The 19,387-nt window shown below is 71.9% G+C and carries 16 protein-coding genes; 8 read left to right on the top strand and 8 right to left on the bottom strand.

Annotation, left to right across the window (positions count from 1 at the left end):
- Positions 1-2 precede the first annotated feature (2 nt).
- On the bottom strand, positions 3-1,085 hold the full coding sequence (locus tag WMF42_RS09470; protein ID WP_437691591.1) for a phosphotransferase: 1,083 nt from the start codon (positions 1,083-1,085) through the stop codon (positions 3-5).
- Between the two features lie 50 nt (positions 1,086-1,135).
- Here WMF42_RS09470 and WMF42_RS09465 point away from each other — a divergent pair, with 50 nt between their 5' ends.
- Positions 1,136-2,335: an acyl-CoA dehydrogenase family protein gene (locus tag WMF42_RS09465; RefSeq protein ID WP_061611978.1), complete on the top strand. Its 1,200-nt coding sequence runs from the start codon at positions 1,136-1,138 to the stop codon at positions 2,333-2,335.
- A gap of 65 nt (positions 2,336-2,400) precedes the next feature.
- Here WMF42_RS09465 and WMF42_RS09460 read toward each other — a convergent pair whose 3' ends face one another.
- Positions 2,401-4,437 (bottom strand): hypothetical protein, encoded by a 2,037-nt coding sequence (locus WMF42_RS09460; RefSeq protein WP_437691589.1) that lies wholly within the window; start codon positions 4,435-4,437, stop codon positions 2,401-2,403.
- A 385-nt stretch (positions 4,438-4,822) separates the two neighbouring features.
- On the opposite strand from WMF42_RS09460, the gene WMF42_RS09455 reads away from it, so the two are divergent.
- A complete protein-coding gene (locus WMF42_RS09455; protein WP_061611979.1) occupies positions 4,823-5,254 on the top strand; it encodes a hypothetical protein in 432 nt (143 codons plus the stop codon).
- Here WMF42_RS09455 and WMF42_RS09450 read toward each other — a convergent pair.
- A complete protein-coding gene (locus WMF42_RS09450) occupies positions 5,235-7,019 on the bottom strand; it encodes an ABC transporter ATP-binding protein (protein WP_437691587.1) in 1,785 nt (594 codons plus the stop codon). The genes WMF42_RS09455 and WMF42_RS09450 overlap by 20 nt on opposite strands.
- A gap of 49 nt (positions 7,020-7,068) precedes the next feature.
- Positions 7,069-9,165: a hypothetical protein gene (locus WMF42_RS09445; protein ID WP_437691585.1), complete on the bottom strand. Its 2,097-nt coding sequence runs from the start codon at positions 9,163-9,165 to the stop codon at positions 7,069-7,071.
- A 123-nt stretch (positions 9,166-9,288) separates the two neighbouring features.
- Here WMF42_RS09445 and WMF42_RS09440 point away from each other — a divergent pair, with 123 nt between their 5' ends.
- Positions 9,289-10,209: a sulfite exporter TauE/SafE family protein gene (locus WMF42_RS09440; protein WP_437691583.1), complete on the top strand. Its 921-nt coding sequence runs from the start codon at positions 9,289-9,291 to the stop codon at positions 10,207-10,209.
- On the opposite strand, the gene aqpZ is transcribed toward WMF42_RS09440, so the two are convergent.
- From aqpZ to WMF42_RS09425, 3 genes are all read right to left on the bottom strand, one after another.
- Positions 10,146-10,877, bottom strand: a complete 732-nt coding sequence (gene aqpZ, locus WMF42_RS09435) for an aquaporin Z (protein ID WP_437694241.1) — start codon at positions 10,875-10,877, stop codon at positions 10,146-10,148. The two genes, WMF42_RS09440 and aqpZ, sit on opposite strands and share 64 nt — an antisense overlap.
- A gap of 222 nt (positions 10,878-11,099) precedes the next feature.
- A complete protein-coding gene (locus WMF42_RS09430) occupies positions 11,100-11,495 on the bottom strand; it encodes a DUF4156 domain-containing protein (protein WP_061608584.1) in 396 nt (131 codons plus the stop codon).
- Positions 11,496-11,850: 355 nt separating this feature from the next.
- Complete coding sequence (locus WMF42_RS09425; protein WP_233561530.1) at positions 11,851-12,651, bottom strand: class I SAM-dependent methyltransferase; 801 nt, start codon at positions 12,649-12,651, stop codon at positions 11,851-11,853.
- Between the two features lie 296 nt (positions 12,652-12,947).
- On the opposite strand from WMF42_RS09425, the gene WMF42_RS09420 reads away from it, so the two are divergent.
- Complete coding sequence (locus WMF42_RS09420; protein WP_437691580.1) at positions 12,948-13,493, top strand: DinB family protein; 546 nt, start codon at positions 12,948-12,950, stop codon at positions 13,491-13,493.
- Positions 13,494-13,541: 48 nt separating this feature from the next.
- Here WMF42_RS09420 and WMF42_RS09415 read toward each other — a convergent pair whose 3' ends face one another.
- Entirely contained in the window at positions 13,542-14,390 is an 849-nt protein-coding gene (locus WMF42_RS09415) for a hypothetical protein (protein WP_437691578.1), read from the bottom strand.
- 319 nt (positions 14,391-14,709) lie between these two features.
- Between WMF42_RS09415 and WMF42_RS09410 the strand changes: the two genes are divergently transcribed.
- The 4 genes from WMF42_RS09410 (at position 14,710) to WMF42_RS09395 (ending at position 19,257) form a co-directional block, all read left to right on the top strand.
- Positions 14,710-15,735, top strand: a complete 1,026-nt coding sequence (locus WMF42_RS09410) for an L-type lectin-domain containing protein (protein ID WP_437691576.1) — start codon at positions 14,710-14,712, stop codon at positions 15,733-15,735.
- A gap of 57 nt (positions 15,736-15,792) precedes the next feature.
- Positions 15,793-16,308, top strand: a complete 516-nt coding sequence (locus WMF42_RS09405; protein ID WP_061608581.1) for a hypothetical protein — start codon at positions 15,793-15,795, stop codon at positions 16,306-16,308.
- Positions 16,309-16,809: 501 nt separating this feature from the next.
- Positions 16,810-17,364, top strand: coding sequence for a vanadium-dependent haloperoxidase (locus tag WMF42_RS09400; RefSeq protein WP_437691574.1), 555 nt, complete (start codon positions 16,810-16,812; stop codon positions 17,362-17,364).
- A 495-nt stretch (positions 17,365-17,859) separates the two neighbouring features.
- On the top strand, positions 17,860-19,257 hold the full coding sequence (locus tag WMF42_RS09395; protein ID WP_437691573.1) for a serine hydrolase domain-containing protein: 1,398 nt from the start codon (positions 17,860-17,862) through the stop codon (positions 19,255-19,257).
- Positions 19,258-19,387 lie beyond the last annotated feature (130 nt).

Raw genomic sequence — 19,387 nt, 5'->3', positions numbered from 1 at the left:
CGCTAGCGCGGAGAGATCCCCGCGATCCCGCAGGCGAGCTCGGAGAGCACCGTCACGGCCGCGCCGTACCCGCCCGCGTCGTCCGAGCTCGCGTTGCCCTGCAGGCTGCGCCTGTAGACGCCCTGGGCGATCGCGGCGAGGCGGAAGATGCCGAAGGCCATGAAGTACGGCCACGCCTCGATGCCGTCGCGGCCGGTGAGCTCGCAGTAGGCGGCGACCATCTCGTCCTCGGTCGGGATCCCGAGCGACGCGACGTCGACCCCGGCGAGGCCGCCGCGGCCGGGGAGGTCGAGGTGGTAGCCCATGCAGGCGTACGCGAGATCGCTCGACGGATGCCCGAGCGTCGAGAGCTCCCAGTCGAGCGTCGCGATCGCCTCGGGCCGAGGACCGGACGAGAAGACGAGGTTGTCGATCCGGTAGTCGCCGTGGACGAGCGTCGTCTCGTCGCGCGCCGGGACGTTCGCGGAAAGCCAGCGCATGAGCGCCTCCATCGCCGGCACCTCGCCCGTGCGCGAGGCCTCGTACTGCTTCGACCAGCGCTCGACCTGCCGCGCGACGAAGGCGCCGGCCTTGCCGTAGTTCGCGAGCCCCACCGCGGCGTGATCGACGCGATGGAGCGCCGCGAGGACACGGATGTACTCCGCGTAGATCGCGCGGCGCTCCTCGGGAGCCCCGAGCTCGGGCAAGGTCGGATCCCAGAAGATCCGTCCGGCGGCATACCGCATGATGAAGAACGGCGTGCCGACCACCGAGCCGTCCTCGCAGAGGGCGAGCGCCTCCGGAACGGGCACCTCCGTGGCGCGGAGGGCGCGCAGGATCCGGTACTCGCGCTCGACGGCGTGCGCGGACGGAAGGAGCTGGCCGGGCGGCTTCTTTCGGAGGACGAGCTCGAGATCTCCGCCCGCCCCGCCCTCGACGCCCAGCCAGTACGTCGGGTTCGACTGACCACCCCTGAACTGGGCGACGGTCAGCGCGGCGCCCGCGCAGCCCTCGACGTGCTCGGCGAGCCAGCGCCCGAGGGCGGCCTCGTCGATCCGGTGCGCCTCGCGGGGCGCGCGTGCGTTGGTCGGCGGGGTGAGGGCCATCGCGCGTCCGACGCTATCACGCGCCCCCTCGGGCCTCCTATACTGCCGCGGTGACGATCTCCTTCGATCTGCCCCCCGATCTGGCCGATCTCCGCGGCCGCGTGCGCGCGTTCGTCGACGCGCACGTGATCCCGAGCGAGGCGTCGATCCTCGACGAGGACCGCGGGCGACGGAAGGACACGTTGACGGCGCTCCGCGAGCGCGCGCGGGCCGAGGGGCTCTTCGTGCCGCACCTGCCCGTGGAGCACGGCGGGCTGGGGCTCGGGATCATGGGCATGTGCGCGCTCTTCCGCGAGATGGGCCGCTCCCCGCTCGGCGCGGCCTGCTTCAACTGCGACGCGCCGGACCAGGGCAACATGGATCTGCTGCTCAAGGCGGGATCGCCCGCGATCCGCGCGAGGTACCTCGCGCCGCTCGCCCGGGCCGAGATCACGAGCGGCTTCTCGATGACCGAGCCCGCCCCCGGCGCCGGCGCCGATCCGTCGAACCTGCGCACGAAGGCGGCACGGGTCGACGGCGGGTGGGTGATCGACGGCCACAAGTGGTACACGACCGGCGGCGGCGACGCGGCGTTCCTCATCGTGATGGCGCGGACGTCCGACGATCCGCGCACCGGCGCGACGATGTTCGTCGTCGATCGCCACGCCGAGGGCGTCGAGCACGTGCGCGACGTCCCCGTGATGAGCCCGCCGATGCTCGCGCACCGCGAGGCCGAGCTCCGCTTCCACGCCGTGCGCGTCGGCGACGACGCGGTGCTCGGCGGCGTCGGCGAGGGGTTCCTCCTCGCACAGCGGCGCCTCGTGCCGGCGCGCCTCACGCACTGCATGCGCTGGCTCGGCTGGGCCGACCGCGCGCTCGCGATGTGCCGCGACTACGTCCTCACGCGGGAGAGCTTCGGCAAGGCGCTCGCGCACCACCAGATGATCCAGAAGAAGATCGCCGACGCGGCGTCCGGCCTCCACGCCGGCAACCTGATGACGCTGCACTGCGCGGCGATGCTCGAGCAAGGCAAGGAGAAGGAGGCGCGCCCCTACTCCTCGATGGCGAAGAACCACGTCGCGCGGCTCCTCTGCCAGGTGCTCGACGACGCGATCCAGATGCACGGCGCGCTCGGGTACAGCGAGGATCTGCCGTTCTCGCTCTGGTACCGCTTCGCCCGGGCCGCGCGCATCGCCGACGGCCCGGACGAGGTCCACGACGTCGTCGTCGCGCGCGACTTCCTGCGCGGCGCGCTGACGACGCTGATCTGAGCGGGCGCCCGCCGGCGCCGCGCGGGCGCCCCGCGGCGCGCCCGCTCATCGCGCCCGCGCGCCGCTCACGGCCGCACCGCGAGGTACACCGTGCTCCAGAGCTGCACCGCGTTCGACTCGTCGTGGTGCGACCTCGCGGCGCCGAACGGCACCAGCTTGTAGCGCCCGCCCTCGACGGCCCAGCTCCAGAGCTCCCACGTGCTCGCCTCCCGCGAGGCGTGGATCACCTCCCAGAGCGCGCTCCGCGCCTGCTCGAGCGCTCCGCGCGCGCGGGTCGACGACAGATCGCCGCGCGCGAGCTGCCTGTCGATGCCGGCGGCGAGCATCGCCTGCTGCCACGACCAGGTGACCGTGCCGTGGTAATGGCTGGCGGTGAACAGCCCCTGGACCGCCGGGTCCGGCGCGAACGCCGGGTTCGCGACAAGGATGCCCACCGGCGTCCGCAGGCCGGCCGGGAACGGGCGGATCAGGCGGCCGGCGATCTCCTCGAGGGCGCCCGGCGACGGATCCGTGAAGAGCAGGACGAAGCTGTCGTCGGAGTGCATGACCGGGATGGGCTTGCCCTCCCCGTCGAGCGCGAGCGCCGGAAACGAGAGCGTCCCCGCGAGCGACGCGAGCGCCGGCGCCGGGTCGACGCCCAGCGACGCCGCATAGGCCGCGACGCGCCGCCGCGCCTCGGCCTCCGGCAGCTCCACCCGGAAGAACACGCCGACGTCCTTCCACGCGCGCGCGAGCCGCTCCGCCCGGCGGGCGCCCTCGTCGTCCGCGCCGAGCAGCGGGCTCGCGAGCAGCCGCGCCGACGCGCGCAGGGCGGCGGGCACGAGCGCGACGTTCACGTTGTACGGGATCCGGCCGAACGCGAGCCCCTCCTCGCTGTCGCGCCACTCGCCCACCGATTCGCCGGGCTTGAGCGCGATCAGCGCCCTCGGATCCCCCGTCTCGGCGAACGGCGCGGCGAGGCGGAGCACGAGCGACACGTTCCGCGCGAGCGCCTGCGCGTACGTCTCGCCGCCCGGCGTGCGGCGCGCCATGAACGCCGCCGCGCGCTCCCGTCCGGGCGCGCCGAGCAGGTACTCGGCGGCGACAGGCGCGAGGAGGAAGTCGTCGTCGATCATCTTGTAATCGTGGATGGGCTCGCGCAGCGCCCCGCCGCTGCCCTGGGCCGCCTGCCCGCCGCCGCCCGCGGCCAGGCGCAGGAGCGCCGCGTACTCGCCGATCGCCTCCTCGTGCGCGACCTCCCCCGCCGGGCTCAGGCGATCGAGGACCGAGCCGATCCCCGCCTCGACGACGTCCGGCTCCAGCACGGGCAGGAGCATCCGGACAGCGAGCAGCGTGTCCCGGCCGAAGTACGTGAGGAAGCGCCACGACCCGGCCAGCAGCTTCTCGCGGTAGGTGAGAAAGGCGAGCGCCTGCCGGTGGCGCGGCTCGTCGGCGGCGCGCTCGTTCACGATCGCGTCGAGGGGCACCGGCGTGAGCGGCGCCTCGTCCGAGAGCGCCGTCACCCGGACGCGCAGGCCCCGCGGCCCCGCCGCGAGCTCGATCTGCCCGTCGGCCCCGAGCGTGGCCGTCGTGCCGTCCTCGGCCTCGACGAGCAGCTCGAGGTGGTGCTCGCCGTCCACCGTGGTGCGCCGCGCGGCGATCGACCCGCCGCCCGGACCGGCGCCGGCCTCGACGTCGCTGCGCAGCCAGGCCGGGAGCTCGGCGTCGCGGCCGACGTCGCGGATCGTGCGGACGCTCCCGAGCACCAGCTGGTGCACGCGCAGCGCCGGCGCCGCGCTGACGAGGAGCGCCGAGACCCCGCGCATCCCGTCGGGCCGCTCCACGCCCGAGAGGCCCCCCTCGACCGAGAGATCGACAGGCGCCGGCGGCGCGTCGAACCACACAGCGATCCCCATGTTCCCCGCCGGAAACGCGACGATCAGCCGCGGCGACGCCCCCGAGGTCACCAGGAGATGAGCGGCGATATGGCCACGACGGAAGAAGTGATTGCGAATGTCGCCTTCATGCAGCGAGAAGGCCAGGAGCTCATGAGCCCGCGACGCGGGCGGCGGCTGGTCGCGCGGCGCGCTGGAGGCGCAGGACGCGGCCAGGATTGTTGACAAGGTGGTTCCCATCATGAATCGCGCGGCCCTCGTGGGCTTCGTGGGCCTCGCGGGCACGGCGAGACCGTAGCGAGCCGGGACGAGCCTGCCAAGGACTAAGGTTCTTCCTGCGGCATCTAGCTTACTTTACCGACGCGAAGGTCGTTTATCGCGCGCTTTCACTGGAAGCCGGCAGATTCAGCAGCACCCCCGGGCGGGCATCGACCCAAGGGCCCTCGCGCGGGATGGGGAGACTCCGGAGAGCCGGAGAAAAGGAGGACGCGCATAAAAGAAAGAGTTCACGCTCTTGTTGCCCTGTGATAACCGATCCGAGACGTCGGTTGTTGATAGTGAGCTCGCAGCAGGCGAGTTGCCTGCCAACAACGATGGAAGGAGGGGGTTCGAGATGGACGAGAGCATCTCCGGCCAGGGCATGGCCGGCAGCAACGGTTCCGATCGCGGGCAGGTCGGCGACCCGCGAGAGGGCCTGATCTACACCTGGGTAGACGGCAGCCTCGGGGTCGTCGAGGAGGTGGTGCGCGCGAGCTTCGGCTTCCTTGAGGACGTGCGCACCGAGACGCAGGAGCGGCTCGGCGCCACGCTCGACCTGATCGAGGGCATCGATCGCAGCGTGTTCCGGGTCGCCCGCAAGGCGCTGACCCGCATGGACGGCATCAGCGCGCGCGCCCTCACGACAAGCGAGCGCGGCTGGATTGCGCTGCTCGGCACGCTCCGCCGCACGTCGCAGGGCGCGGCGGGGCTCGCCTCGGAGACGGCGGTCTCCATCGTGGGCGAGCGCAGGTCCACGCAGCAGCTCATCATCCAGCAATCGTCCTGAGGTCCGCGCTCACGAACTGCCGCTCGACCAGCCGGCGATAGAGACCGTCCTGGACGATGAGCGCCGCGTGCGCGCCGCTCTGCACGATCGTACCCCCGTCCATCACGAGCACGCGGTCGGCGCCCATCACCGTCGAGAGCCGGTGGGCGATGATCAACGTCGTCCTCCCCTTCATCAGCGCGTCGAGCGCCCCCTTCACGAGGTGCTCGCTCTCGGCGTCGAGCGCGCTCGTCGCCTCGTCGAGCACGAGGATCCTGGGGTCCTTGAGCATCGCGCGGGCGATCGCCACGCGCTGCTTCTGCCCGCCGGAGAGCTGCACCCCGCGCTCGCCGACGAGCGTCTGATACCCCGCGGGGAACCTCAGGATGAAATCGTGCGCGTTGGCCGCGCGCGCGGCGGCCTCGACCTCCTCGTCGGTCGCGTTCTCCCGCCCGTAACGGATGTTGTCGGCCACGCTCGTGGCGAAGAGGAGAGGCTCTTGCGCGACGATGCCAATCTGCCGGCGGAGCCATGTCGGCGCCAGCTCGCGGAGATCGCGCCCGTCGAGGAGAATGCGCCCGTCGTCGGGGTCGTAGAGCCGCAGGAGCAGCGAGGCGATCGTCGATTTGCCGGCCCCGGAAGGGCCGACCAGGGCAATCACCTCTCCGGGGCGCACGGAGAGGTCGATGCCCTTGAGCACGGGCACGTCCCGGCGGGTCGGGTAGCTGAACCGCACGCGCTGGAGATCGAGGCTCCCCTGGACGGCGTGGGGCTGGACGCCGCCGGCGTCGACCATGGCGGGCTCGCGGTCGAGGAGGTCGAAGATGCGCTCGGCGGCGCCGGTGGCCTTCATGAAGTCGGCCCAGAGGTCGCTGAGGCCGCCGAGCGCGAAGGCGACGACGATCGTGTAGACGAGGAACGAGGTGAGCCCGCCGAGGGTCATGCGGCCGGCGACGACGAGGTGGCCGCCGTACCAGAGGACGAGGGCGGCGGCGCTGTAGCCCGCGAAGGTCACGATGCCCATGAAGCTCCCCGACGCGCGGATGCGCCGCCGGGCGAGCTCGAACGACTCGGAGACGCGGCCGGCGTAGCGCTCGGTCTCGCGCTTCTCGCCGGCGAAGGCGCGGACTGTGCGGACGCCGGAGAGCGCCTCCTCGGCGACCTCGCTGGCGCGGGCGAGCGCGTCCTGCACGCTCCGGGAGAGCCGGCGGACCCTGCGGCCGTAGGCGACCGAGCCGATCGCCACGACGGGCACAACGGCGAGCATGAGCAGGGTGAGCCGCGGCGACGTGTAGAAGAGGAAGGCGACGCCGCCGATCACGGACGCGGCGTAGCGCAGGGCCATCGAGACGTTCACGCTGACGGCGCTCTGCAGGACGGTCGTGTCCGACGCGAGGCGGTTCGTCAGCTCGCCGGTCCTGTGGTCGTCGAAGAACGCGATCTCCTGCCGGATCAGGTGCTCGAAGAGCTGCGCCCGCAGCCGCGCCACGACGCGCTCGCCGGCGGTCGAGAAGAGGACGTACCGGAGCGCGACGGCCACGGCCTGGACCACGATGAGCAGCGCCAGCCAGAGCGCCGCGCCGTCGATCGCGTCGACGCTGCTGCCCGGGCCGAGGGCGTCGTCGATGATCTTCCGGATCGCCTGGGGGACCAGGAGGCTGATGCCGCTGCCGATGGCCAGGAACAGGGTGCCGAGCGCGAGCTTGCCGACCTCCGGGCGGGCGAGGCTGAGGAGGCGTCTGAGGTGCGCTCGGCGGGGGCGCTGGCCGTCGGCTGGGCTCTGCATGAAGGGCGCGAGCGTAGCAGGCGCCGCGGAGGCGGGGCGGTCGCCCGGCTCATCGCCCCTGCGCGCCGCGCCCCGGCCTCCCCCGGCGCCTCCCTCGGCGGTAGAGCGCGAGCGCGAGGGCGACCGCCGCGGCGCCGAGCGCGGCCACGGCGAGGAGCAGCCCCGTCGGGCGCCACCGGGCCAGCGGCCCGGGCTCGGCGGGCCCGTCGCGCCCGCCCGATGCGCCCTGCGCGCCCGCGAGCGGGACGAGCGCGCGCCGCGCCACCGCCGCGTCGGCGAGCACGCGGCGGACGGCGGCAGGGTCGAGCGACGCGCCCGCGGGGATCAGGGCGCGCAGCGCGGCCCGGCCCCGGAAGAACGGGGCGCCCTCGCTGCTCCAGGCGGCGGGCGAGGTGTCGCGCGCCTCGTCGAGCGCGGCCGGGATCACCTCCTTCACGATCGCGTCCGCGGCCTCGGGCGACGCCGACCTCGCCAGGGCGATGTAGCCGGCGTCCTGGATGCCGCGGCGCAGGCTCTTCAGGCGCATCGAGGGGAGCACGCCGGCGAAGCCGAGGGAGCGGGACGCGAACTTCCCGCGCTGCGTCCCGGGATAGAGCAGCATGCCGTCGCCGAGGCAGGCGTCGCCGTCCTGGTTGTGGAAGTTCTCGGCGACAGTGAACGGGTCGACCGGCCCTTTGCCGCCGCGGTTGCCGTCGTGCCAGAACGCCGTCTCCCAGAGGAACCAGCGGCCCACCTCGTGCGAGGCCGCGATCCAGCCGTCGGCCATGAGCCCCGTGAGCGGCGCGTCGATCATGAAGGTGCCTGTCCGCGGCAGCGCGCCGTTGTACACCCAGAGCCGCTTGCCGGCCTCGCGCGCGGCCCGCGCCCACACGGAGTCGAAGCGGTTGGCCGGGGTGAGCACGAGATCGACGTCCTGCTTCACGGGGTCGACCTCGCCGCACGAGTGCCCCACGAGGATGCGCGACGACAGGCGCGAGCCGCGGACGAGCCGGCGCCACCCGGGCCCGCGAGGGCTCTCGCACTGCTCGTCGACGGCGTACAGCATCACGTCGTCCACCGCCGGCGGGAGGAGCTCGGCGACGGCCTCGACGCGGCGGAGGGTCTCCTCCCGGGGATCGCCGAAGCCGCCGTACGCGCCGAGCGCCACCGCGGCCGGCGGGACGCCCGCGCCGGGCCCGCGGTAGCCGCGCGCCTCCGTGTAGAGCGAGCCGTCGATGGCCGCGCGCAGCCGCTCCACCTCGGCGGGGCTCCGGACCGACGCGAAGCCGTCGACGTGGTGCTCGTGGAGGAGCTGCCAGAGCTGCTGCTCGACGGCGGGGCCGTCGCCGACCCGCTCGGCGACCTCGCTGGCCTCGTAGAACGCGATGAAGTCGACGGCGCCGTACGGCAGCGTCGCCGGCGCGACGTCGAGCCGCAGATCGAGCGACGCGAGCGCGCCGTGCGAGGCCGAGCCGACCACCACCTTGCCCTCGTGGGCGCCGGGGGCGGAGCCCTCCGGGACGTGGATGTCGATCCAGACGGCCCGGGTCTCGCGAGCGCCCACCTCGAGCGGATAGGGCGCCCACGGCGGCGCGAGCTCGATCGGGATGAGCGCGTCGGGGAGGAAGCCGAGGTGCCCGTCGTCGGGCGGCCGCGCCGCCGGACTCCACCCGAGCGACTCCATGGGCCTGCGGTCGTTGCGCGAGCGCAGCTTGATCTCGACGTGGTGCTCGACGAAGCGGTCGATCCGGATCGCCTGCGCGGGCGGCTCTCCCGGCGCCTGCGGCTGCTGCGCCGGCGCCGCGGGCTCCTTCGCGGGCGCCGCCGGCTTCGCGGGCGTGCCGGCGCCGGCCGCGGGGCCGAGGCCGGAGACCTCGACCGTGACGCCGCGCACGGGCTCCGCGCCGGCCTCGACGATCACCTGGAACGCGACGACCTCCCCGCGCAGCGCGCCGAGCCGGATCGGCTCGCCGGGCCGGAAGAGCGCGTTCCCCTCGCCGCGCGAGAGCGGCAGGCCGACGTCCTCCCTGCGCACGCGCGTGCCGTCGTCGGCCACCCAGACGTGCGCGCGAGCCGGCGGCCCCTCGCCGGCGGCCGCCCCCGGGACCGCGACGAACGACAGCGCCGAGAGCAGCGCGGCGGGGAGGAGCGGGAGAGATCGCTGCATGGCGCTCGGCTTTCCGGGGAGAAGCGGCCGCCGAGATCGGCGGCGCGGCCATCGTAGGAGCGCGGCGCCGCCGCCCTCAAGCGCGGCGTGGCCCGCGGTTGACAGCGCGGCCGCGCTCGGGCCATGTCGCGCGCCGTGGATCTGACGAGCGCAGCGCTCCTCGCCGGCGGCGCCGCCGTGGCCGGCGTCATCAACGCGGTGGCCGGGGGCGGGACGCTCGTGTCGTTCCCCGCGGCGATCGCGGCCGGGCTGGCCCCGCTCGCGGCGAACGCGACGAACGCCGTGGCGCTCACGCCCGCGTCGCTCGCGTCGGCGTGGGCGTACCGCCGCGAGCTCTCCCGGGACTACCGCGTGCTCCGCGTGCTGCTGTTGCCGTCGCTGCTCGGCGGCATGGTCGGCTCGGCGCTCCTGCTCGTGACGCCGCAGCGCGTGTTCGACGCCGCGGTGCCCGGGCTCGTGCTCCTGGCGACGCTGCTCCTGTTCTGGCAGAACCTGCGCCCCGCGAAGCCCTCGGCGCGGGCCGACGCGGGCGTTGTGGCCGACGCGGGCGTGATGGAGGAGTTCGCCCTGCCCTCGCGGCCGTGGCTCGTGTTCCTGCTCCAGTTCCTCGTGAGCGTGTACGGCGGCTATTTCGGCGCGGGCATCGGCATCATGATGCTGGCGCTCCTGTCCTCGTTCGCGGGCAACGTGGACATCCACCGGATGAACGCGATCAAGACGGTGCTCGCCAGCCTGATCAACGGGGTCGCCGCGATCGCCTTCGTGTTCGCCGGCGCCGTCGACGGGGTCGCCACGGCGATCATGATGGCGGCGGCGGTGGTCGGCTCGTTCGCCGGCGCCGTGGTCGCCCGGCGCATCGCGCCGAAGAAGGTGCGCTGGTTCGTTGTCGTGCTCGGGCTCGTGCTCACGGCCAAGCTCGCGTGGGACCGGCTCGGCCCGGAGGCCGAGCCCTCAGGCGCGGCCTGCCCTGCGCCCCGCCCTCACACAGTGGAGCGCGGCACGGCGACGGCGCGGGTCGGCCTCGCGCCCACGAGGAGCGGGTAGAGCACCCCCGCGAGCGCGCCGCCGAGGAGCGGGGCGAGCCAGAACAGCCAGAGCTGCGACAGCGCCCACCCGCCGACGAACAGGGCAGGACCGGTCGAGCGCGCCGGGTTCACCGAGACGTTCGTGACCGGGATCCCGATGAGGTGAACGAGCGTGAACGCGAGCCCGATGGCGATCGGCGCGAACCCGATCGGGGCGCGGAGATCGGTCGCGCCGAGGACGACCATCACGAAGCCGAACGTCAGGACGATCTCGGCCACGAGGCTCGCGAAGAGCGAGTAGCCGCCGGGCGAGTGCGCGCCGTAGCCGTTCGAGGCGAAGCCGCCGGCCAGCGTGAACCCGGCGGCGCCGCTGGCGATGGTGTAGAGGATCCCCGCGGCGACGATGGCGCCGCCGACCTGGGCGAGGAGGTACGGCAGGACGTCTCTCGCGGGGAAGCGCCCGCCGGCGAGCTGGCCGATCGTGACGGCGGGGTTGAAGTGAGCGCCCGAGATGTGGCCCACCGCGTACCCCATCGTCAGCATGGCGAGCCCGAACGCGAGCGCCACGCCCAGGAAGCCGATCCCCAGCCCGGGGTACGCGGCCGCCAGCACGGCGCTGCCGCAGCCGCCGAGCACGAGCCAGAACGTCCCGAGAAACTCCGCGGCCGTACGCTTGGACAACGACATCTCCATGGTCTCTCCCCCTGTGCCGGCTCCCTCCGCGCGTCGCGAAGCGCGGCAGCGACCGCGCCCGGCCGTGGAGTCCGCTCGACGGCCCGGGCAGGCCGGGTTCGCCCGGCGGACGGCCGCCGGACGACGCTCCACCTGCGCTTCGTCGACGTTGGATGAGCCGCCGCGCGCCGCGTTGCGGGACATCGCCGCGCGCCGCTCAACGGGGGTCGAGTCGCCTCACAGCAGGCCGACGAGCTGGGGAGGGCAGCTGTACGTGTTGCCCATGTGGGTGACGTCGGTCTGCTGGCCGGAGATGCTGTCTCGATCGCCGGAGAGGGTGTTTCCGGCGTTCGTGTTCTCCAGCACCACATAGTTGCCGCCGAGGTCGTGGGCCTTGTTCTTCATGTCGTTCACCGCGCCCTCCTGCAGGTTGGCGTTGCTGGTGAACTTGCCGGAGATCGAGCCGCCCTGCTCACCGATCACCGTCCCGAGGAACCGGCACCCCTGGGGGGCAGGCTGCTTGGTGACGATGATCTTCTCTGCACCGGGGTTGAGCTCCACGGCGGCGCAGGCGGGCAGGATCGACGAGGACAGGAGCAACAGGGCAAACGCGCGGTAGATCGGGGTTTTCATGTCAAGTACCTTCTGCCTGTTGCTACGGACGCGCGGCGGCGCATCTTCCTCGCCGCGCCGGGGGGGGCGGCAGGATTCCGACACCGCGGGTTGCCGGCGGGGTGATCCGGGCTGGTGCGTTGCCGCGTACGCGGAGCCCATGCCTTCATGAGAAGAGAAGATGAACCACAGAGGCACAGAGGGCACAGAGGCGAGAGGGAGAGAGGGAGAGAGGGACGAGAGGGAGAGAGGGACGAGAGGGAGAGAGGGACGAGAGGGATGACAGAGCCTCATTCTCCATCTCTCTTTCTCCCCTCTGTGCCCTCTGTGCCTCTGTGGTTCGTCCCTCTTCCTCTCGTGACGATCCCGCGGCCGGTCAGCCGTCCGCGCGCGCCACGGCGAAGATCAGGTGCCGCTGGAGCCGGATCCCCTCCGGCGTGCGGCGGCGCTCGAGCTCGGCCTCGAGCGCTGCCCTGACCCGCTCGGCGTCGGCAGGGGCGAAGTTGGACAGGAAGTTGCCAAACGAGCTGGCCAGGTTGAACGCGAGCACGTCCTCCGTGTCCGTGAAGTGATCCGTGAAGGTGCGGATCTGGAGCCTCGGCTGCGGAAAGCCGGCCTGCACGAGGAGGCTCGTCAGCTCATCGGAGGTCACCTTGTGGGGCGTGCTGCCGGACGCCTCCGCGGTGCCGCTCAGGCCAAGAGAGGAAAGCACGTGCTCGAGCACCCGCTCGACCTCGTGCGGGCGCTCCCTGGCGGCCGAGCTGATGCCGAGGCGCCCTCCCCGCTGGAGCACGCGGCGCGCCTCGCGGAGCGGGCCGAGCTTCTCGGGTAGCCAGTGGAGCACGCTGTTCAGGAAGACGACATCGAAGCTCCCGTCGGCGAACTGCGAAAGATCCTCGGCCCGGCCAACGGCGGCGCGGAAGCTCGACCCGCGCTTGTTCGCCAGCGCGACGCGGAGCGGCAGCGGATCGACGCCGACCACCTCGCCCGAGGGGCCGACCAGCTCGGCCACATGGGCGCCGAGCCGACCGGTCCCGCACCCGACGTCGAGGACGCGCTCACCCGGGGATACCTGGAGATCTTCGATCAGCAGCTTTCCATGGTTGAACTGCCGATCGCTGACGCGATCGTACGTCTCCGCCAGAGCGGCTGAATCGAGCGCAAGGCTGACCATCATGGCTCCTTCCATGAGAGGAGGTGGAGCTCGGCCAGGACGCCTCCGCAAGAGAGGTCCCCCCGAGCACCACGCGTCTGCTATCGAGGACAATAGTCCGCCATAGCGGCAGGAGCAAGCGCGATCTCGGCGGCTGCGCGCGATCTCGGCGGTACGTCTGAGTCGCCCGGGGCGCGCTGCGTCGCTCGAGCGCCGGTCGGCGGCGTGGCGCGCCGCGGCCGCGCCGGCCGCCCGCCGCGATCGACCGGCACGCACGCGCGTGGTAGGGTGCGCGCCGACCTTCAAACGAGGATCGACTCATGAGCTGGATCGAGCAATACCGCGCAATGGCTCGCTACAATCGGTGGATGAACGACAAGATCTTCGATGTCGTCGGCAAGCTCGACGACGTCGAGCGCAAGCGCGATCGGGGGGCCTTTTTCCGATCGATCCACGGCACGCTGAACCACATCCTGCTCGCCGACCGGACGTGGATGGGGCGCTTCACCGGTGACGTCGCGCGCTTCACCTCCCGGGGCGCGAGCGGCAAGGCCGTCGAGATCACCTCGCTCGCGCAGGAGCTCTACGCGGACTTCGCCGATCTCACCCGCGAGCGCGCCGGGACCGACGCGGACATCCTCGCGTGGATACACAAGATCGATGAGCTCGCGCTCTCGAGCGACCTGACCTTCAAGATGCGGAACGGTGCGGTCCTCACGTATCCGCTCTGGCAGCTCGTGGGCCATTTCTTCAACCACCAGACCCACCACCGCGGCCAGGTGACCACGCTGCTCACGCAGATGGGGATCGACCCCGGCGTGACGGACCTGTTCGCGATGCTGCGGGACGAGGCCAGCGCGGCGTGACGCGCGCGGGCGCGGGCGCGGCGTGCGCCCGCGTGCTCGCGCGCTCGCTCAATCCGCGGCGAAGCAGTAGACGCGGCCGTTGCCGCCCGCCGGGGCCGTGTCGGCGCAGCTACCATTGGCGTGCACCGAGTTCCACGGCCGGTACATGTCGGCCGTGCTTTGCATGGGGCCCATCCCGTCGGAATGACCGACCCAGGCGGTCAGGCTCGTGGACTCGGACGTCCAGTCCCCGCACGTTTGACCGACCTTGAGGGTGCCGTCCCGGTTGGTGCCGGTGAGGATATCGTGCTGGTTCGGTGTGGGGGAGTCCGGCCACTGGCCCGGCACCATCGCGCCCTTCTCGTCGAGGAACGCCGTGTGATCGCCGAACCTGGTGTGCAGCTCATCGAGGTTCGCCGCCACCAGCTCGAGCTTTGCGTTGTACCAGGGGCCCGCGCCGATCCGGTCTCTGGCGTGCACCGGCTGGTCGTCCGGGCCCTTCTCGACGCTGAGGTAGGCGCGCCATGTCCGCGCGCCGGCGCCGACCGCGGCGGCCAGCTCCTGGCACCTGCGATCCGCGCCCTCGAGCCCGCCGAGGTTCGCGGTCGTGCTCCCCGTGCTCGACACGAAGAAGCTGAGCGAGGGCGTCGCGCTGCTGTCGCCGCCGCCTCCGCCGCTGCCACCGCCGCCGGTGCCGCCGGCGCCGCCGGTGCCGCCGGCGCCGTCGCTGCCCCCCGTACCGCCGCCGCCGGCGCTGCTGCTGCTGCTGCTGGCGCTGCTGGTGGTGACGGAGCTGCTGCTGGTCGTGCCGCTGCTGCCGCCGGTGTCGTCGTCGCCGCAGCCGGCGACGGCGAGCGACAGGCCGAGGCCGACGAAGATGCCGAGGTTGCGAAGATTCTCTGAGCGTGATCGTTTCATGGATGACTCCTGCGTGGTTCCGCGACGGGCGCGCAGGATAGCCCGGTTGAGACGCCTCAACTGCGAGAGTTTGCTCCCGTGGGCGCCTTCCGCCGCGATGCCAACGATCGCCTCCGGCGGCTCGACCTCCACCCGCGCTGGACGCCTGGAGACGCGCTTCTCTGGATCGGGTACACTGAGGCCCAGCAAGGACTGGCGCGCGAGGGTGCTCCCTATCACCGGCGCGATCGCTTGTCGCGCGCAGCATCGAGAGCTCATGCAAGCGTCACAGCCGATCTCCTCTTCACACGCAGCGGCGGACGCAGTCCGGCGGACGCGCTTGAAGGCGCTCCTCCTTCTCCCGGCGCTCGCCGCCGGCGCGTCGATGTGCGGAGGCCGGAGCGACATCCTCGAAGGGGCCGGCGCCGAGGAGGTGGACGTCGGCTGCGTGCCTGCGCCGGAGGTCTGCGACGGCCGCGACAACGACTGCGACCGTGTCGTCGATGAAGGCTGCGCGTGCGTGGAGGGGCAGGAACGGCGCTGCTACTCGGGCCCCCCGGGCACCGAGGACGTCGGCGCGTGCCAGGCCGGCGTGCAGGTCTGCTCCCGGGGGGTCTGGGGTCCGTGCGCCGGCGACAGGAAACCGGCGCCCGAGGCGTGCGACCTCGTCGACAACGACTGCAATGGGCAGATCGACGAGAGCACGTGCCCGGAGGGGACCACCTGCGCGGCGAGCCTCACCGCGGACATGACCTCGCCGCCGGAGGGATGGTCCTTCAACGGGACTGCCTTCTGGGATCCGGACACGCTGACCGGCGTGCTCACCGAGCCCAGGCGCCTGCAGGCCGGCACCCTCGTCTACCGGAATCCCATCGCCGCCGACTCCTTCGTCGCCACATTCGAGTTCCGCCTCCGCAGCGGCGACGGCGTGGGCTTCATGCTCCAGACGTCGGGAGAGACGGTCGTCGGCGAGCCCGGCGGCGGCCTCGGCATGGCCGGGCTCGACGGCTACGGCGTCGAGTTCGATACCTACAACAACTTCGATTGCGCAGATTCGAGCGACAACCACGTGGGCGTGGACGATCTCGCCCGGCCGTGCGAGGAGGGCGTCCTCAGCTCGCTGGGCCAGGCGGAGAGCAGCGTCGCGCTCGGCGACGGCGAGTTCCATGCGGCCCGGATCGAGTTCGACGCGGGCGAGGTGAGCGTGAGCGTCGACGGCGAGCTCCAGATCCAGCCGTTCGCCATCAGCGGCTTCCCCGTCGGATCGAGGTTCTTCTATGGATTCGGCGCCGCCACGGGCGCGGCGTTCGCGCGCCAGGAGATCCGGAATGTGAGGATCACCTTCCCCGCTCCCCGCTGCCTCTGAACGCCCGTCGATTTCCTTACCCCCGACGCCCCCTCCTGATCGCTCGAAGAGCAAGCGATGTCCACGCAGCACCCCCTGGCGGCATTCTCGATCTACCTGTCCGGTCGACACCAGGTCTTGCTGTCGATCGCGAACGAGATCCACGAGAAGCTCGACGCGTGCGCCTCCGGCGAAGGCGGCTTCTCCCACGAGGCGAGGATGCGCGCCTCGGACTTGATGTGGCTGTGGACGCTGGGAGCCTACGAGGTGGTCAGGACCATGTGCCAGACCCAGCGGTGCTTCTCGGAGCGCTTCTACAGGTCGATATCGACCTTGAAGGTCGATCTGGAGAGGGTCAGGGTGCCGAACACCAAGCTGGAACGGGTCAAGTACAACCGGCGGGAGAGGACCATCCCGGTGGCCTCGGATCGAGGCCCTGACGTGTGGGACGACGCCAGCAAGGACCTCCTGGTCGGAGATCCTGCAGACGCTGTCTCGGCGCGCATGCTGCTCAGGAGCTACGAGAGCGTCATGTCGTCGCTGACGCGGGACGATGTGACGATGAGCCACGAGGAATCGTTCGAGAGGAAGTAGCGCCACAAAACCACCGCACCAACGCGACAACGAGAGGCCCGCGACAAGCGATGCCGCAACCAGCGATGCGGCGCCGGTCGACATGCGCGGCGGCGCCTCGATGAACTTGCTCCCAGGGCCGCCGCTGATCCCGCGGTTCGCCATCAGCGGCTTCCCCGTCGGGTGGCCCGGACGCCCCGTCACGTCCTCTCGGAACGAGCCGTCGCGTGCTCTCGGAATCGGCCTCCGCGTGGGCCTGGACAGTACGCCTGCGGACCGGGAAGGCGTGCTCATGCCGAGGGCTGGGCGGCCACCGATGGACACCGTCCACGCTCCGAGCTTGCGCCCATCACATACATGTCCAAAGGAGCTCATGACCCAACATGTCGCTCCGGTCGCGCTCGCCAGATCGGTCTGATACTCTAGATCTGAACACAAGAAGGTACTCATCGATCGACCGCCCTGGCCGGCGGGGACGAGTTCCGGTCTCCGCCGCCGCCGCGGTGGAGCGCGGCGTACGCGTTGAGCTTCTACGAGGTCTTCTCGCTGGGTGGCGACGGCGCGATCACCCCGACCCTGCGCACTCCGGAACAGACCGTCATCGGGATCTTCTGGTCGTATGACGGCGCACGGCGCATCGGGGATGTGCCTCGGCTGTACAACCAGATCGCGCGGGCCGTCGCTGTCCAGAAGAGCAACTCGGAGATCGAGAACGCCCGATACTTCGCCCTGGTCCACATCGCGATGGCCGACGCCGGCATCGCCACCTGGGACACGAAATACAATTACGAGTTCTGGCGGCCGATCGTCGCGCTCCGTCGGGCCGGCACGGATGAGAACGCGTTGACGATACATGACAGGAGGTGGACGCCCGTCGGGTCCCCGGGCAGCAACCAGAGCCCCCCGCGCATGCCCCCGTCGTTCCCGGCGTACGTCTCCGGGCCGACGCGGCGACCGATCCACGGCGAGAGCGGTGGCTCCGCGGGCGTACCATCGCGGACCGGCGCGGCGGCGGCGAGCACGCGGCGCGCGGTACGTGGTGCCAGCAGCAGGACGCGCTCGACGACTTCAACGTGACGGTATTTTTGCCGCCCTGGAACGCTCGAGACAGCTCCTCACGCATCGGCGCCGGCGACCCAGCGAACGGCTCGCCGACGCCTCAGCAAAATAGTTCGAAGGATCGCCCGGGTGGCGGGCATCAAGTCGGTGAGCGGCACGGTTCCGTGCAGCGCAGCGTCGAGGTGTGGAATCGCGCGCGGGCGCCGGCGGCTGAGCGCGCCTTGGCGGCGCCTTGCCCGCGCGTCGGCGTGGCCGTGATGGCGTTGCCGCCGCGGAGGGAAGCTCGCTCGACGCCATCACGACACGGAGCCCGCAACGGCGGCCGTGCTCGCATGATCCGCGGCGGCGCTCCGGAGCGAATTCGCCTCGGAGCATGAACGATCCTCATGAGTCCGGGAACAGAGGCCCGACAACGAACAGCGCTCTCGACGACTCGTGACGAAGCTCGGCGGCGCGAGCCGCCGGCTGGCCGGGGATGATCCGAGGGCGCCCGCACACCACCAGGAGCAGTTCATGAACTCTCTGCACCACCGCTTCACGTCTCCGAGAACACGGCCTTCCGGCGCAGCGCCGGCGCGCTGGCGAGGCGCCCTCTCGCTGGTCCTCGTCTCCGCGCTGCTCGGGTCCTCTGCCCTGCTCGCGGGCTGCTCCGACGACGACGGGTCGCCGGCGAGCACGGCCACCAGCAGCGGCGTGGGCGGCGGCACGGGCGGCAGCGGCGGTGAGGGCGGCAGCACGGGCGGCGCGGGCGGCAGCGGCGGTGAGGGCGAGAGCGGCGGCGGCGACACAGGCACGCCGCCGGGCGATTGCGTCGGTTCCACGGCGGAGGCCAACACCGACCCCGACGACCCCGTGCAGCAGGGCGCGGACCACCTGGTGCGCGACCTCAAGTTCCCCGCGGTCCTGGCCGCCGTCCAGGATCTCGACGGGAACAACCGTCACTACATTGCCGGCGTCGCGGATCTCGAGACCCAGGAGAAGGTGCCTGTCGACGGGCAGGTGCGCATCGGGAGCAACACCAAGCCGTTCACCGCGGTTGTCGTGCTGCAGCTCGTCGGCGAGGGCAAGGTCGACCTCGACGCGTCCATCGAGACGTACCTGCCGGACCTGGTCCGCGGCGACGGCATCGACGGCAACGACATCACGGTGCGGCAGATCCTGCAGCACACCAGCGGGCTGCCCGATTTCGTTGGCTTGCTCCTGGGCGACGGGCTCGCCAAGGTCCAGCACACCTATTTCGACCCCCGCACGCTGCTCGATCTGGCGCTGACGCAGGCGGAGGACTTCCCCCCCGGCGAACAGTGGGCGTACAGCAACACCAATTACATCGTCGCCGGCTTGCTCGTGGAGAAGGTCACCGGCCGCCCGCTGGCCGAGGAGATCACCGAGCGGGTCATCCAGCGCATCGGGCTTCGCCACACCTATGTCCCCGGCGTCGGCGACCAGAGCATCCGGGAATGCCATCCCAGGGGTTATCACGCGGACAGCTTCGGAGCTCCGCTGGTCGACGTCACCGAGCTCGACCCGTCCATCGCCGGCGCCTCCGGCGACATGATCTCGACCCCGGGCGACCTCAACCGCTTCTTCTCCGCCTTGCTCGGCGGCGAGCTCCTCGAGCCGGCGCAGCTCGAGGAGATGCGCACGACCGTCGACGCCTCGAGCATGTGGCCCGGCTACGCGTACGGGCTCGGCCTGAGCAGCACCCCGCTGGGCTGCGGAGGCGTCGTCTGGGGCCACGGCGGCGACATCTTCGGCTACGAGACCGCCGGCGGCGTCACCGAGGACGGCCGCGCCGTCACCGTCGCCGTCACGGCGCTGCCCTCCGCCGTGCCCAGCGTTGAGACCAGGGAGCAGGCCTATGACGCCTACGCCGGCGTCCTCGCCCTCGTCGATACAGCCCTGTGCCCGTGAGCCCGGGGCGCGTCCCCGCGGGCGTTGATCGCGACAGCGGTGCTCGCGTGGTTCGCAACAGCGGTTCGAAGAGAAGAGTGTCTGAAGGGTTGAACGATCCTCACGAGTCCGGGAACAGAGCCACGAACCA

This window comes from Sorangium sp. So ce176 (assembly GCF_051519835.1).
Taxonomy (GTDB): domain Bacteria; phylum Myxococcota_A; class Polyangia; order Polyangiales; family Polyangiaceae; genus Sorangium; species Sorangium cellulosum_G.
This window is presented reverse-complemented; position numbering and strand designations above follow the sequence as displayed.